Source organism: Pseudomonas sp. P7759, from assembly GCF_013386445.1.
Taxonomy (GTDB): Bacteria; Pseudomonadota; Gammaproteobacteria; order Pseudomonadales; family Pseudomonadaceae; genus Aquipseudomonas; species Aquipseudomonas azotoformans_A.
Window position 1 is genome coordinate 575,681 of sequence record NZ_JACART010000006.1, and the last position, 14,357, is coordinate 590,037.

Annotated in this window: 15 protein-coding genes and 1 pseudogene; 7 read left to right on the forward strand and 9 right to left on the reverse strand. The window is 61.1% G+C overall.

The genetic code is table 11. From position 1 onward, the window contains the following. Positions 1–34: 34 nt before the first annotated feature. The 4 genes and pseudogenes from HX823_RS08530 to ureE all read right to left on the reverse strand — a co-directional run. A pseudogene (locus HX823_RS08530) lies at positions 35–601 on the reverse strand (HupE/UreJ family protein); the annotation flags it as partial. A gap of 22 nt (positions 602–623) precedes the next feature. Next, on the reverse strand, positions 624–1,238 hold the full coding sequence (gene ureG / locus HX823_RS08535) for an urease accessory protein UreG (protein WP_033897387.1): 615 nt from the start codon (positions 1,236–1,238) through the stop codon (positions 624–626). Positions 1,239–1,247: 9 nt separating this feature from the next. Next, positions 1,248–1,922, reverse strand: a complete 675-nt coding sequence (locus tag HX823_RS08540) for an urease accessory protein UreF (RefSeq protein ID WP_033897386.1) — start codon at positions 1,920–1,922, stop codon at positions 1,248–1,250. Continuing rightward, entirely contained in the window at positions 1,919–2,419 is a 501-nt protein-coding gene (gene ureE, locus HX823_RS08545; RefSeq protein WP_038851222.1) for an urease accessory protein UreE, read from the reverse strand. Before ureE ends, HX823_RS08540 begins: the two co-directional genes overlap by 4 nt. A gap of 277 nt (positions 2,420–2,696) precedes the next feature. Between ureE and HX823_RS08550 the strand changes: the two genes are divergently transcribed. After that, entirely contained in the window at positions 2,697–3,194 is a 498-nt protein-coding gene (locus HX823_RS08550; RefSeq protein ID WP_177074635.1) for a C40 family peptidase, read from the forward strand. A 5-nt stretch (positions 3,195–3,199) separates the two neighbouring features. On the opposite strand, the gene HX823_RS08555 is transcribed toward HX823_RS08550, so the two are convergent. Then, positions 3,200–3,832, reverse strand: a complete 633-nt coding sequence (locus HX823_RS08555) for a TetR family transcriptional regulator (protein ID WP_025857330.1) — start codon at positions 3,830–3,832, stop codon at positions 3,200–3,202. Between the two features lie 150 nt (positions 3,833–3,982). Further along, positions 3,983–4,435 carry a hypothetical protein gene (locus HX823_RS08560; protein WP_038851220.1) on the reverse strand — a complete coding sequence of 151 codons (453 nt, stop codon included), beginning with the start codon at positions 4,433–4,435 and terminating at the stop codon, positions 3,983–3,985. Positions 4,436–4,794: 359 nt separating this feature from the next. On the opposite strand from HX823_RS08560, the gene HX823_RS08565 reads away from it, so the two are divergent. Beyond that, positions 4,795–6,864, forward strand: a complete 2,070-nt coding sequence (locus tag HX823_RS08565; RefSeq protein ID WP_177074636.1) for an AsmA family protein — start codon at positions 4,795–4,797, stop codon at positions 6,862–6,864. Positions 6,865–6,923: 59 nt separating this feature from the next. On the opposite strand, the gene HX823_RS08570 is transcribed toward HX823_RS08565, so the two are convergent. Continuing rightward, the gene (locus HX823_RS08570; RefSeq protein WP_016976947.1) at positions 6,924–7,454 is read right to left on the reverse strand and encodes a bacterioferritin; all 531 of its coding nucleotides are present in this window, start codon (positions 7,452–7,454) and stop codon (positions 6,924–6,926) included. 167 nt (positions 7,455–7,621) lie between these two features. Between HX823_RS08570 and HX823_RS08575 the strand changes: the two genes are divergently transcribed. After that, entirely contained in the window at positions 7,622–8,512 is an 891-nt protein-coding gene (locus HX823_RS08575) for a triacylglycerol lipase (RefSeq protein ID WP_177074637.1), read from the forward strand. On the opposite strand, the gene HX823_RS08580 is transcribed toward HX823_RS08575, so the two are convergent. Then, positions 8,509–9,378, reverse strand: a complete 870-nt coding sequence (locus HX823_RS08580; RefSeq protein ID WP_028615544.1) for a DMT family transporter — start codon at positions 9,376–9,378, stop codon at positions 8,509–8,511. The two genes, HX823_RS08575 and HX823_RS08580, sit on opposite strands and share 4 nt — an antisense overlap. Before the next feature lie 97 nt (positions 9,379–9,475). Here HX823_RS08580 and HX823_RS08585 point away from each other — a divergent pair, with 97 nt between their 5' ends. The 3 genes from HX823_RS08585 to HX823_RS08595 all read left to right on the forward strand — a co-directional run bounded on the left by HX823_RS08585 (position 9,476) and on the right by HX823_RS08595 (position 11,772). Continuing rightward, complete coding sequence (locus HX823_RS08585; protein ID WP_177074638.1) at positions 9,476–10,264, forward strand: helix-turn-helix transcriptional regulator; 789 nt, start codon at positions 9,476–9,478, stop codon at positions 10,262–10,264. 71 nt (positions 10,265–10,335) lie between these two features. Further along, entirely contained in the window at positions 10,336–10,635 is a 300-nt protein-coding gene (locus tag HX823_RS08590; protein WP_005784310.1) for a PsiF family protein, read from the forward strand. A gap of 123 nt (positions 10,636–10,758) precedes the next feature. Beyond that, on the forward strand, positions 10,759–11,772 hold the full coding sequence (locus tag HX823_RS08595; RefSeq protein ID WP_038851213.1) for an AI-2E family transporter: 1,014 nt from the start codon (positions 10,759–10,761) through the stop codon (positions 11,770–11,772). A gap of 136 nt (positions 11,773–11,908) precedes the next feature. Here the strand turns inward: HX823_RS08595 and HX823_RS08600 are convergent, their stop codons facing one another. Further along, a complete protein-coding gene (locus HX823_RS08600) occupies positions 11,909–13,177 on the reverse strand; it encodes an Hsp70 family protein (protein ID WP_038851255.1) in 1,269 nt (422 codons plus the stop codon). Positions 13,178–13,415: 238 nt separating this feature from the next. Here HX823_RS08600 and HX823_RS08605 point away from each other — a divergent pair, with 238 nt between their 5' ends. Further along, positions 13,416–14,354 carry a DnaJ C-terminal domain-containing protein gene (locus HX823_RS08605; RefSeq protein ID WP_038851212.1) on the forward strand — a complete coding sequence of 313 codons (939 nt, stop codon included), beginning with the start codon at positions 13,416–13,418 and terminating at the stop codon, positions 14,352–14,354. Positions 14,355–14,357 lie beyond the last annotated feature (3 nt).

A 14,357-nucleotide genomic window follows, 5' to 3' on the forward strand; every position in this document is an offset into this window, starting at 1 on the left:
GGCTTGGGTTCTGTGTTGTTTGTACTGCCGCCTTCGCGAGCAACCAGACCCCCGTCGCCGCCGACGCCGCCCCCGCAATCCGCACCAACGGCGCCGCCGCAGCCGGCAGGAAGCGCACCACCGCATAACCGGCCGCGTGCAGCACGGCAGTCGCACCGACAAAGCCAGCGGCATACGCCCACGGGCTGGACATATCCGGCAGCTCCAGGCCATGCGCCACGCCGTGAAACAGCGCGAACAAGGCCGTAGCCCCCACCGCCATGAACAGCGGCGGGCGCACCGCCAGCGCCACCGCCAGGCCCAGGGCCAGCACCGACGCGGCAATCCCACTTTCCAGCGCCGGCAACGCCAGGCCTTCAAAACCCAGCACGCCGCCAATCAGCATGGTGCCGACAAAGGTGCACGGCAGCGCCCAACGCGCGGCGCCTTTTTGTTGGGCGGCCCACAAACCGACCGCGACCATGGCCAGCAAGTGGTCGATGCCCCCCAGGGGATGGCTGATACCGGCTACCAGGCCGTTGTCGCCATGGCCCGGGTGAGCGAAGGCCAGGGCAGGGGCCAGCAGCAGGGCGGCGGCGGTGAAGAGTTTCTTGAGGCTCATGGACAGGTTCCTTATGGGTTGATCAGGCGGCGGTCAGCAGGCCTTGGCGTTCGATGAAGGCGACGATGTCCTCCAGGCCGACACCGGTTTTCTGGTTGCTGAACACAAAGGGTTTGCCGTTGCGCATGCGCGTGGTGTCGCTGTTCATCAGCTCCAGCGACGCGCCGACCAAGGGCGCCAGGTCGATCTTGTTGATCACCAGCAGGTCGGACTTGCAGATGCCAGGCCCGCCCTTGCGCGGCAGCTTGTCGCCCGCGGACACATCGATCACGTAGATGGTCAGGTCCGACAACTCCGGGCTGAAGGTGGCCGAGAGGTTGTCGCCGCCGGACTCCACCAGGATCAAGTCCAGGCCGGGGAAACGACGGTTGAGCTGGTCGACGGCTTCCAGGTTGATCGAGGCGTCTTCGCGGATCGCCGTGTGCGGGCAGCCACCGGTTTCCACGCCGATGATGCGTTCCGGCGCGAGTGCCTGGTTGCGCACCAGGAAGTCAGCGTCTTCGCGGGTGTAGATGTCATTGGTGACCACTGCCAGGTTGTAGCGATCACGCAGCGCGAGGCACAGGGCCAGGGTCAGGGCCGTCTTGCCGGAGCCCACCGGGCCGCCGATGCCGACACGCAAAGGTTGTGAGTTCATATGCTTCTCCTAGGAACGAAACAGTCGGCTGTATTGGCGCTCGTGGGCCATGCAGGCCAGGGACAGGCCAAACGCGGCGCTGCCGAAATGGTTGGGTTGGATGCGGTTGGCGTCCTGCTGGGCTTGTTGCAGCAACGGCAGCAGTTCACTGGTCAGGCGTTGGGCGGCTTGCTGGCCCAGGGGCAGGGTTTTCATCAGCACAGCCAATTGGTTTTCCAGCCAGCTCCATAGCCAGGCGGCAAGCGCGTCGGCGGGGCTGATGTTCCAGGCGCGTGCGGCCAGGGCCCAACCCAATGCCAAATGCGGTTCGGCGCACTGTTGAAGAAATAGGCGGGCGGCGTCGTCCAGTTCCGGCAGGCCGTTGAGCAGTTGTTGCAGGGAGTAGCCCATCTGCCGGCTCTCCTGGTACAGCTCGCGGGTCTCACGGCTGGCGCGATGTTCTTCGCACAGCTGGGCCAGGCGCGGCCAATCGGCCTCAAAGGCGGCTTGGCAATGGGCGAGCAGAACGGGTGCCTCGAAACGTGCGAGGTTGAGCAGCAACTGGTCACTGATCCAGCGCCGTGCGCTGGCAGCATCGTTGACGCGACCGTTCTCCACCGCCATTTCCAAACCTTGGGAATAGCTGTAGCCACCAATCGGCAATTGCGGACTGGCCAGGCGCAACAGCGCCCAGGCTGGGTTCATAGACGTACGCCGAACTGGTGCAGCTTGGGCGGGTAGTTGAAATCTTCATCACCATGGCGCGAGTGATGATGCCCGCCGCCATAGGCGCCATGTTCCGGCTGGAATGGCGCTTCGATGGTTTGCGTCTGCGCGCCCAGCTGTTCGAGCATGGCCTTGAGCACGTAGTCATCGAGCAGGCGCAGCCAGCCATCGCCCACTTGCAATGCCACGTGGCGGTTACCCAGGTGATACGCCGCGCGGGTCAGTTCAAATGCGCTGCTGCAGGTGACGTGCAGCAGTTGTTCAGGCCGGGCGCACACGCGTACGACTCGTCCGTCCTCCGACTGTAGGAATTCGCCATCGTGCAGCGGCGGCTGGCCGCGCTCCAGGAAAAGGCCGACGTCTTCACCGTCGGCACTGAAACAGCGCAGGCGGCTTTTGCTGCGGGCTTCGAAGTTCAGCAGCAACTCGGCGGCCCAGAGGGTTTGGGGGGCGATTCGGCGGTGGATCACCAGCATCAGGAAGCTTCCAGCTATGAGCGATGAAACAGCTAGAGCAAGGGGCTTGCCAACCTCGATGGGGAGTAGGAATTGCCTGTAGGAAAGGAGGGGTGTGCCACTAAACAGGGCGAGGAAGAATGGATGGCGTGCGCCAAAGTGGTGCGCGATGTTGCTTGTTGCACGGGTGATGGGCGTTTTCAGATTTTCCCTACAGGGTATGGGGAATCGGCGTTCATCGCCTTTCCTGCGAGATCATTAGGCTGTGCGCCGTGTTTAATTCACTGCGACGTTCATCATGTTCAAGTCTTTTTGTTATCTGGTTATTGTCAGTCTGTCTTTCGCGCTTTCATCGGCCTCTGCCAATCTGAAGTCTTATCCGTCCTTCAGCACTTCTCTGAAACAAGCGTCTATCGAGGATGTGGTCGACCGCGCCCACGAACTGCTGGGTACGCCTTACAAGTGGGGTGGCACCTCGGCGGATCAGGGGTTTGATTGCAGCAGCCTGCTGGTCTATCTGTTCAAGACCGAAGCCAACATTCAGATCCCACGCACCACCGCGGCCATGCAGCGGTCAACGGCCGCGACCATCAAACGCAATGCGCTCAAGCCCGGCGATGCGGTGTTTTTCAAAGCCAACGGGCGCGGCCAGGTCAGCCATGTGGGGCTCTATATAGGCGATGGCAAATTCATTCATTCGCCCCGTACCGGCCAGCGCATCCGTATCGATTCATTGAGCAACAGCTACTGGAACAAGAACTACACCACCGCCAAGCGCTTTCACACAGCAGGTTGATGGCTTTATTCGGTACTGCCCAGGCCTTGCCAGTGCTTCAAGCCGATAAAGATAAAGCGCAATTGCTGGGTGATCTTCGCCTGGGGCGTAAGGTGGTCAGGCAGGGCCTGGGCCGGTGGGTCGATGATGTCGGGGAGGGTGGCGAACACACTTTTGACGATCAGGTCGGCCATCACATGCAGGCCTTCGGCATCCAGGTGCTGCAGTTTTGGCATGAACGTCAGGTCGGCCGCCAAGTCGCGGGTGATGTCTTCACGTAGCGCACCGATGGCCTGGCGCACCGCCAGGCAGCCGCCGTATTGCTCGCGGGCCAGGAACAGGAATTGCGAACGGTTGGCCGAGACCACATCGAGAAAGATCCGCACGGAGGCGTCGATAATGCCGCCCATCACGAATTCGTTATGGCGCACCAGGCGGATGGTGGCGCGGAAGGTCTGGCCGACTTCACTCACCAACACAAGCCCCAACTGGTCCATGTCGGCAAAATGCCGATAGAAACCGGTGGGCACGATACCGGCCGTCTTCGCCACTTCGCGCAGGCTCAGGCTGCCAAACCCACGGCCACACTCCATCAGATGGCGGGCTGCGTCCATCAGGGCGAGGCGGGTCTGTTGCTTCTGTTCGGCGCGGGGCAGCATGGGCGGGCGGGCTTTGTCGGCAAGTACAGCGACGCACTCTAGCAAAACAGGTCTGCTGACGTCGAACTTGGCGGGGAGAGGCGTAGCGCGATCTACAGGAAAGCAAAAGCCCGATCGACAGATCGGGCTTTTTTCTCGGCCACCACGGGGTTAGCTCTGTGCTTGATGCAGTTCTTGCAGACGGTCAGCACCGCCTTCAGCAACGCCTTCGGTGTAGGCACGTTTGTTGGCTTGTTCAGCACCGCCTTCGACCAGACCTTTCTGTTCCAGGCGATCACGGCCACCTTCGGCAACAGCGTTGCGTTCCAGCAGGCGATCAGCACCACCTTCAACCAGGCCTTTTTGTTCCAGGCGGTTGCGGCCGTTTTCGGTCAGGCCTTCGGTGTAAGCGCGTTTGTTGGCTTGTTCCGAACCATTTTCAGCCACAGCGCCTTTGGCGTAGTCACGGTTCTCTTCTTCTTGCGAACCGCTGCGAGCGACGGTCTGGCTGAACGGAACGGCGTCCGCTTTGACTTGTGGGGTGGCCTGTTCGGCGGCTGGCAGGGCAAAGGCACTGGAAGCCAGGATGGATAATAGGGCGGTAGCGAGTAATTGGCGTTTCATGATGGGTTGCTCCTTGGGAGGGCGATAAAGTGGGTACAGGGCTAATGCTACTCTCGATAAGTCGATATAAAAGTTCATAAACACAATGGTAATAATCAACAGAATTGATTGTTCTAGGCGGAGGCTCTAGAACGGGCCTCTCAAGCACGCGGTTTTGCACCGGTGTGGGTATTTTCGACACGCACGCGGGTAACAATGGTGCGTCGTCGTAGGGGGAATCTGTCGAAGTGGTCAGAAATTGAGGTTTTTCCAGGCAAATCGGGGATCGGGTTAAACCCCCAGGCGGTTTACCAGTCGTAGTTCTATAAGCTGTCCTTAAAGGCTGTCACCCAGCCAGTCGTATTCAGGAGTCCTGTGCAATGACGCGCACTCGTAAAATCGTCGCTTGGAGCTGCGCCAGCTTCGCTTTGTTAATCGCCGTGGTGGTGTTGGTCCTGGTGTTCTTTGACTGGAACCGCATCAAGCCGCCCCTCAATGCCAAGGTTTCCGAAGAATTGCATCGACCCTTTGCCATCAACGGCAACCTGGCGGTGGTGTGGGCGCGTGAGCCCGATGAGGGTGGCTGGCGCGCCTGGGTGCCATGGCCCCATGTGATCGCCGAAGACCTGACCCTGGGCAACCCGGACTGGTCGAAAACCCCGCAAATGGTCACCCTCAAGAAGGTCGAACTGCGCATCTCGCCCCTGGCGTTGCTGGTGCAGCGCGTGGTGATCCCGCGTATTGACCTCACCGAGCCGAGCGCGCAATTGCAGCGCCTGGCCGACGGCCGCGCCAACTGGACCTTCAAGTTCGACCCCAAGGACCCGAACGCCGAGCCCTCCAACTGGGTGGTGGACATCGGTGCCATCGGCTTCGACAAAGGCCACGTGGCCCTCGACGACCAGACCCTCAAGACCCAACTGGATGTGATCATCGACCCGCTGGGCAAACCGATCCCGTTCGGCGAAATTGTCGGCGACGCCGATGCCAAGAAGGCTCTGGAAAAAGGCTCCGCGCCCCAGGATTATGCGTTCGGCCTCAAGGTCAAAGGCCAGTACCACGGCCAGAAACTCGACGGCAGTGGCAAGATCGGCGGCCTGTTGGCCTTGCAGGACGCGGCCAAGCCGTTCCCGCTGCAAGCGCAGGTGAAGATTGCCGACACCAGCATCGCCCTGGCCGGCACGCTGACCGATCCACTGAATCTCGGTGCGCTCGACTTGCGCTTGAAACTCGCCGGTTCCAGCCTGGGCAATCTCTACCCGCTGACTGGCGTGACCTTGCCGGATTCGCCGGCCTATTCCACCGACGGTCACCTTATCGCCAAGCTGCACGAAGCCAGCGGCGCCTCGTTTCGCTATGAGAACTTCAACGGCAAGATCGGCAACAGCGATATCCACGGCAGCCTCGCCTACGTCGCCAGCCAGCCACGGCCCAAGCTCAGTGGCGCGCTGGTGTCCAACCAATTGCTGATGACCGACCTCGCCCCGCTGATCGGCGCCGACTCCAACGCCAAGCAAAAAGCCCGTGGCGGCGACAGCAAACAGCCGGCGACCAAAGTGTTGCCGGTGGAAGAATTCCGCACCGAGCGCTGGCGTGTCATGGACGCCGATGTGGAATTCACCGGCAAGCGCATCGTGCACAGTGCCGATCTGCCGTTCACCGACCTCTACACCCACCTGGTCCTGAATGACGGCGAACTGAGCCTCGAACCCCTGCGTTTCGGTGTGGCCGGCGGCAAACTGGATGCGCAGATCCGCCTCAACGGCCGCATCACGCCAATGGAAGGTCGCGCCAAACTCACCGCGCGCAACTTCAAGCTCAAGCAACTGTTCCCAACCTTCGAACCGATGAAAACCAGCTTTGGTGAACTCAACGGTGATGCCGACATCTCCGGACGCGGCAATTCCGTAGCAGCCCTGTTGGGCAGCTCCAACGGTGACCTGAAGATGCTGATCAACGACGGCGCCATCAGCCGCAGCCTGATGGAAATCGCCGGGCTCAACGTGGGTAACTACGTGGTAGGCCGCTTGTTTGGTGACAAGGAAGTGAAGATCAACTGCGCGGCGGCGGACTTCGGCATCAAGACGGGCCTGGCGACCACGCGATTGTTTGTGTTCGATACTGAGAACGCCATCATCTACATCGATGGCACCGCGAATATGGCCACCGAGCAACTGGACCTTACCATTACCCCGGAATCGAAAGGCTTTCGCCTGTTCTCCCTGCGTTCACCGCTGTACGTCAACGGGCCGTTCATCAAGCCCAACGCGGGTGTGAAAGCCATTCCACTGGCGTTGCGGGGGGCGGGCATGGTGGCGCTGGGTGTGATCGCCGGGCCGGCGGCCGGGTTGCTGGCGTTGGTCGCGCCGAGTGGTGGTGAACCGAATGAGTGTGCACCGTTGTTGCAGCAGATGAAGGAAGGTAAGGCGCCGAAAACCGTTAAAGGCTGAAACGGCAGACGAACAAAAGGGGGAGCTGGCTAGCCAGCTCCCCCTTTTGTGTTGCGCACTTACAGACTTTCTAGAATATCCGCCATATCGTCCGCATGCTCTTCTTCCTGAGCCAGGATCTCTTCAAACAGACGACGCGTAGTCGGGTCTTTATCGCCAATGTACTGGATGATCTCGCGGTAGCTGTCTACCGCAATCCGCTCGGCGACCAGGTCTTCGTAGACCATTTCCTTGAGGTCCTTGCCGGCCACGTATTGGGCGTGGGAGTTCTTGGTCAGCAGGTCCGGGTTGAACTCCGGCTCACCGCCCAGCTGCACGATGCGCTCGGCGAGTTTGTCCGCGTGTTCGGCTTCCTGGGTGGCGTGTTCGAGGAACTCGTCGGCGGCGACGGACGCCTTGATACCGCTGGCCATGAAGTAGTGGCGCTTGTAGCGCAGCACGCAGACCAGCTCGGTGGCCAGCGATGCGTTGAGCAGTCGGATGATTTCTTCGCGGTCGGCGTCATAACCTTCGGTCACTGCACCGTTTTCGACGTTCTGGCGGGCGCGGCTGCGCAGGGTCGCAACGTCAGTCAAGTTTGCTTCGGTCATCTCAATCTCCTGGTACTAATCCGGTTTTGCGCCACGCTCTGCCGGCGTGATCGCTCCAAGTTGTGAGTCCCGCGTCACGCAAAAAGTTTTATCGGATTTATGTCATCACCTCGTCGCGGGACTGGGCTAGCCTCTGGTGGTCTTTCCTGATCAAGGACGATCGGCCCATGCCGCAGTCGTTAGCCACGCGTTACCCCTTGGTGCTGGTCCCCGGCATGCTCGGGTTTGTGCGCCTGGGGTGGTTTCCCTATTGGTACGGCATCGTCCCGGCGCTACAGGCAGGCGGCGCGCAGGTATTTCCCGTGCAGGTGGCGCCGCTGGACTCCAGCGAGGTGCGTGGCGAGCAATTGCTGCTGCAGATCGAGCGCATTCGACGTGAAACGGGGGCCGACAAGGTCAACCTGATCGGCCACAGCCAGGGCTCGCTCACTGCGCGGTATGCAGCGGCCAAGCGCCCGGAGTGGGTGGCGTCGGTGACATCGGTGGCCGGGCCCAACCATGGCTCGGAACTGGCGGACCACATTCATCTCAATTACCCCGTGGATGGCGTGAAGGGCCGAATCATGAGCGCGCTGTTTCACCTGGTTGCCTGGGTGATGGGCGTGCTGGAAACCGGCTATCGCGGGCCACGCTTCAAGGCGGACTTGCAGGCCTCCCATCATTCCCTGACCAGTGCGGGTGTGGCGCTGTTCAATCAGTGCTATCCACAGGGGCTGCCGCCGACATGGGGCGGGCAGGGGCCCGAAGAGGTCAACGGCGTGCGGTATTACTCATGGTCCGGCACCTTGCAGCCGGGCATCACCGACCGGGGTCGCAACCTGTTCGATGGGACGAATCGCAGTTGCCGCCTGTTCGCCCGCAGCTTCGTACGCGAAAAGGGCCAGTGTGACGGCATGGTCGGACGCTACAGCTCACACCTGGGGAGGGTGATCGGCGATGACTACGCCTTGGATCACTTCGATATCGTCAACCAATCCCTGGGCCTGGTGGGCAAGGGCGCCGAGCCGATTCGACTGTTCGTCGAGCATGCCCGACGCTTGAAGGAGGCCGGGGTTTAACGCACCGGCGTGGTCCAGCGCTCCGATAAAATCACCCCGCCCAAGGTCAGCAAACCGCCCACCAGGTGGTACAGCGCTAACTCTTCCTTCAGCACCACGGCCGCAATCAACGCGGTGATCAACGGCAGCAGGTTGAAAAACAACGTCGTGCGGCTCGGGCCCAAGGTCTTTACCGAATGCATCCACGCCAGCGGCGCGACCATCGAGGCCAACAGGCACGCATACAGCACCAGCGGAATGTTCGCCCAACCCAAGCCGGCCTTCGCCGAGAACAGGAACAGCGGAAACAGCACCACCACCGCCACCAGCACCTGCAGATACAGCAACACCAACGGCGGCAGGCGCAGCTGCCATTTCTTCAACAGGGTGCTGTAGACCGCGTAGGCCAGGGTCGCGACCAGCATCATGCCGTCGCCCAGGTTGACCCCGTGTTGCAGCAGTGCGTCGAGGCTACCGGCGGAGACCACCACCACCACGCCGGCGAATGACAGCACGGCACCGGTCATCGCACCGTAGGTGAGGCGTTGGCCGAGGCTGATGATCGCTGCTGTGAGTGCCATCAACGGCATCAACGACAGGATGATGCCCATGTTGGTCGCCGTGGTCAGCGACGCGGCGTAGTACGCCAGGCTCTGGTACACCGCCATGCCCAGCACGCCGAGGATGAACACCTTGCCCAGGTTCGGACGGATCAACGCCCAGTTGGCGATCACCGGCTTGATCATGAACGGCGTGAACAGCAGCGCCGCCAGCAACCAGCGGTAAAAGCCGATTTCCGCCGGGAACAGTGCGCCCACGGCCAGCTTGTTGACGACGGTGTTGCCGGCCCAGATGAAAATGGCCAGCAAGGGATACGCGTATTGCATCGAAAGAAACCCAGTGTGTTGATGAGGCAGGATTATCCATTGTCTGGATCGAAGCCTATACTGCGATCCAGACAAACCACCTCTGTATCCAGACAATATGGCCAAGCACAACGTACGCCTTGCGGATTTCCCCCAGCTGCCGAGCCCGGTGTACTTCCGTTATTCGGATTTCGCCCCCGACACCGAGTGCACCCCGCACCAGCACTTCTGGGGTTCGCTGGATTACTCGGCCAGCGGCGTGATGCGCATGGAGGTGGCCGGCAACCGCTTCATGTCGCCGCCGCAATACGCGGTGTGGGTGCCACCGCATACGCAGCACAGTTCCTACAACGCCGAGGCGATCGTCTATCACTCGGTCGGGTTGGCGCCGGAACTCTGTGAGCATTTGCCCCAGCAGCCGTGCACCCTGGCGATCAGCGATATCCTCAAGGCCATCCTCAGCGATTTCGCCGGGCGTGATGTGAACATGCCGCAGACCGAGTCCGATATCCGCCTGGCCCAGGTGCTGGTGGACCAGCTCAAGCAGGCGCCGATCCACGAATGCTTTCTGCCTTACGCCCGTCACCCTGGCTTGCTTGGCGTACTCGAAGGCATGCAGGCCGACCCTGCCGATAACCGCCCCTTGGCGCACTGGGCCGAACACGTCCACGTGAGCGAACGCACCCTGGCGCGCCTGTTTGTGCGGGAGCTGGGCATGAGCTTCGGCGAGTGGCGTCAGCGCCTGCGCTACCTGGCGGCCATCGAAGCCCTCGACAGCCCGCGCAGCGTGCAACATGTGGCATTTGACCTGGGCTACAGCACCGCCTCGGCCTTTATCGCCATGTTCCAGCGCCAGGCGGGCTGCACACCGGAGCAGTACCGACGGACGCATATCCGTAGCCGGTGAAGTTGTAACAGGCTTTGACTACACTGCTGGGTAGGCCGTGCCGCCCGGCACGGTAATAGGGAGAAAACTCCATGAAGATGCTGCGAATTCCGCTGTTGATGATGGGCCTGCTGCTGTGTTCCCAGGGTTTTGCCGCCACTGCCCAGCAAAACAAAATGACCACCTGCAATGCCGAAGCCACCACCAAGACGCTCAAGGGTGATGACCGCAAGGCCTTTATGAAGACCTGCCTGTCGGCCCCGGCGGCCAATGACGCCAAGACCCTGACGCCGCAGCAGCAGAAGATGAAGGATTGCAATGCCTCAGCGAAAACCAAGGCGCTGACTGGCGATGCGCGCAAAACCTTCATGAGCACTTGCCTCAAAGGCTGATCACACAGGTGGGAGCAGGCTGCCTGCTCCCACACTTGATCGCATTCACCACTGACCCACTCGCTTGATTCTCTCAAGGCTGGCAGACTGCCCATCCTTTAACGCCGTTCGTTTTGAGGCTGTATGCCAACGTTTTCTCAGCGTCACGTGATATTGCTGGCCAGCTACATCATCATTTTCGGCGGACTGCTGCTGGTACTGCCGCTCAAATTACTGCCCAGCCTGCTGGCTGGTCTGTTGGTGTTCGAGCTGGTCAACATGCTCACTCCCCAACTGCAACGGCTGATCGAAGGCCGGCGTGCGCGCTGGCTGGCGGTGGCCTTGCTCGGCACCCTGATCGTCAGCGTGCTGACTTTGATCTTTGCCGGTGCCATCAGCTTCCTACTCCATGAAGCGGAAAACCCTGGCGCTTCCCTGGACAAATTCATGGGCGTGGTCGACCGCGCGCGCGGCCAGTTGCCGCCGTTTATCGACGCTTACCTGCCCGCCAGCGCCGCCGAGTTTCGCGTGGCCATCGGCGACTGGATGAGCAAGCACCTGAGCGAACTGCAGCTGGTCGGCAAAGACGCCGCCCACATGTTCGTCACCCTGCTGATCGGCATGGTGCTCGGCGCCATCATCGCCCTGCAACGCGTGCCCGACCTGACCAAACGCAAACCCCTGGCTGCCGCGTTGTTCGACCGCCTGCACCTGCTGGTCCAGGCCTTTCGCAACATCGTCTTCGCGCAGATCAAGATCGCCGCGCTCAACACCGCCTTCACCGCCGTGTTCCTCGCGGTGGTGTTGCCGTTGTGCGGGATTCACCTGCCGCTGACCAAAACCCTGATCGTGCTGACCTTCCTGCTGGGCCTGCTACCGGTCATCGGCAACCTGATGTCCAACACGCTGATCACCATCGTCGCGTTGTCGCTGTCGATCTGGGTGGCGGTGGCTGCGCTGGGCTATCTGATCGTGATTCACAAGATCGAGTACTTCCTCAATGCGCGCATCGTGGGCGGGCAGATCAGTGCCAAGTCGTGGGAATTGTTGCTGGCGATGCTGGTGTTTGAGGCAGCGTTCGGCTTGCCGGGGGTGGTGGCAGGGCCGATTTATTATGCGTATCTCAAGAGTGAATTGAAGCTTGGGGGGATGGTTTAAGGCTTGTGTTGCCTGGGCTGACGCCATCGCGGGCAAGCCCGCTCCCACATTCGACCGCATTTCAAAGTTGGAACTCGGTCAAGTGTGGGCCCCGGGCTTGCCCGCGATAGGGGCGCCGCGGTCTTTCAGCTAAAACTCAGTAGCCGTACCGCTTGCTGGCCTCAATCGCCAACCCACTGCCGATACTGCCAAAGATATTGCCTTCCACATGCCGCGCATTCGGCAACATCGCCGAGATGCTGTGGCGCAGTGCCGGAATGCCGCTGGAACCACCGGTAAAGAACACCGTGTCCACCTGCGCCACGCTCACCGAAGCGTCGTTGAGCAACTGCGTCACGCTACCGCGCACACGTTCGAGCAAGGCGTCGATGGAGGACTCGAACAACGCCCGGCTCAGGTCCACGCTCAGGCCTGCTTCGATGCGATCCAGCGCCACGTGGCGGCTGTCTTCGTGGGTCAGTTGGATCTTGGTTTCTTCTACTTCCATGGCTAACCAGTGCCCGGCGCGTTCTTCGATCAGCTTGAACAGACGGTCGATACCGCCGGTGTCTTCGATGTCGTAGCGCATGCTGCCCAGGGCCAACTGGGATTTTTGCGAATACACCGAGTTGATGGTGTGCCAGGTGGCGAGGTTCATGTGGTGGCTGGTGGGCATATAGGCGCCGCTCTTCATGCGGCTGCCGTAGCCGAACAGCGGCATCATGCCGTTCAGTGAGAGTTGCTTGTCGAAGTCGGTACCGCCGATGTGAACGCCGCCGGTGGCGAGGATGTCGCTCTGGCGGTTGTCGTTGTGACGGCGGTCCGGCGACAGGCGGACCAGGGAGAAGTCAGACGTACCACCGCCGATGTCGACGATCAGTACCAGCTCTTCTTTCTGGATGGTGGACTCGTAGTCGAACGCGGCCGCAATCGGCTCGTACTGGAACGAAATGTCCTTGAAGCCGATCTTGCGCGCTACATCGACCAAGGTGTTCTCGGCTTCCTGGTCGGCCATCGGGTCGTCATCGACGAAAAACACCGGGCGGCCCAGCACCACTTCTTCGAACTCACGGCCGGCGTTGGCTTCGGCGCGGCTCTTGAGCTGGCCGATAAACAGCGCCAGCAGGTCGGTGAACGGCATCGCCGTGCCGAGCACGCTGGTGTCGTGCTTGATCAGCTTGGAACCCAGCAGGCTCTTGAGCGAGCGCATCAGCCGGCCTTCGTAGTTTTCCAGGTACTCGTGCAGCGCCAGGCGACCGTACACCGGGCGGCGTTCCTCGAAGTTGAAGAACACCACTGACGGCAGGGTGATCTTGTCGTCCTCCAGCGCAATAAGCGTCTCCTCGCCGGGGCGGATCCAGCCGACGGTGGAGTTGGACGTGCCAAAGTCGATGCCGCAGGCACGGGCTGGGGATGGGTTTTCCATGACAATCAGGTTCCGGTTGAAAAACGGCCGCGCAGTGTATGCCAGTCGGCGGCGGATGCGTAGGCCGACCATCTGTTAAATCATGCTTGAAACCTGGGGATTCGCCCCCACATCTGCTGCATACGGCAAGCGCCGATAACACTTTGACGCACCCCCAGGCCACAAGACTCAACAGGTGCAATGCAGCGCACGTTGTGCCCCGGGCTGTGCGATCTCGATTAAGGATGGTGAACCGCCGATGGATTTCAAAGACTACTACAAGATATTGGGCGTAGAGCCGACGGCCGACGACAAGGAAATCAAGGCGGCCTACCGCAAGCTCGCGCGCAAATATCACCCCGACGTGAGCAAGGAAAAAGACGCCGAAGCCAAGTTCAAGGACGCGTCCGAAGCCTATGAGGCGCTCAAAAGCGCGGACAAACGCGCCGAATACGACGAGCTGCGCAAATACGGCCAGCATGGCCAGCCGTTCCAAGGGCCGCCGGGCTGGCAGAGCCGTGGCGGCTTTGGCGGCGGTGGCGGTGGCGAAGACTTCTCGGACTTCTTCAGTTCGATCTTCGGCTCCCGTGGCGACGCCTTTGGCGGTGGACAACGCCGTCCAACCGGGCGCAAGGGCCAGGACGTGGAAATGCAACTGACGGTGTCCCTTGAAGAGACGCTGTCCACCGAGTCCAAGCAGATCAGCTTCCAGGTGCCGCAATACGACGCCTCGGGCCGTCACGTCAGCAACACCACCAAGAGCCTGAACGTGAAGATCCCGGCCGGCGTGGCCGACGGCGAGCGCATCCGCCTCAAGGCGCAGGGCGCGCCGGGGATCGGCGGCGGGGCCAATGGCGATCTGTACCTGATCATCAAGTTTGCGCCGCATCCAAAGTTTGAGGTGGAAGGCGAAAACCTGATCATCAACCTGCCATTGGCTCCTTGGGAGCTTGCACTGGGGGCGGAAGTGGCTGTGCCGACGCTTACCGGCAAGATCAACCTCAAGGTGCCTGCCGGCAGCCAGAACGGCCAACGCATGCGCGCCAAGGGCCATGGCTTGTTGAACAAGGCTGGCGAGCGCGGTTTCCTGTACATCCAGCTCAAGGCCGTGATGCCTAAGCAGGCAGACGACGAAACCATCGCGCTGTGGCAAGAACTGGCGAAGAAAGCCGCGTTCAACCCACGGGAACACTTCTGAAAA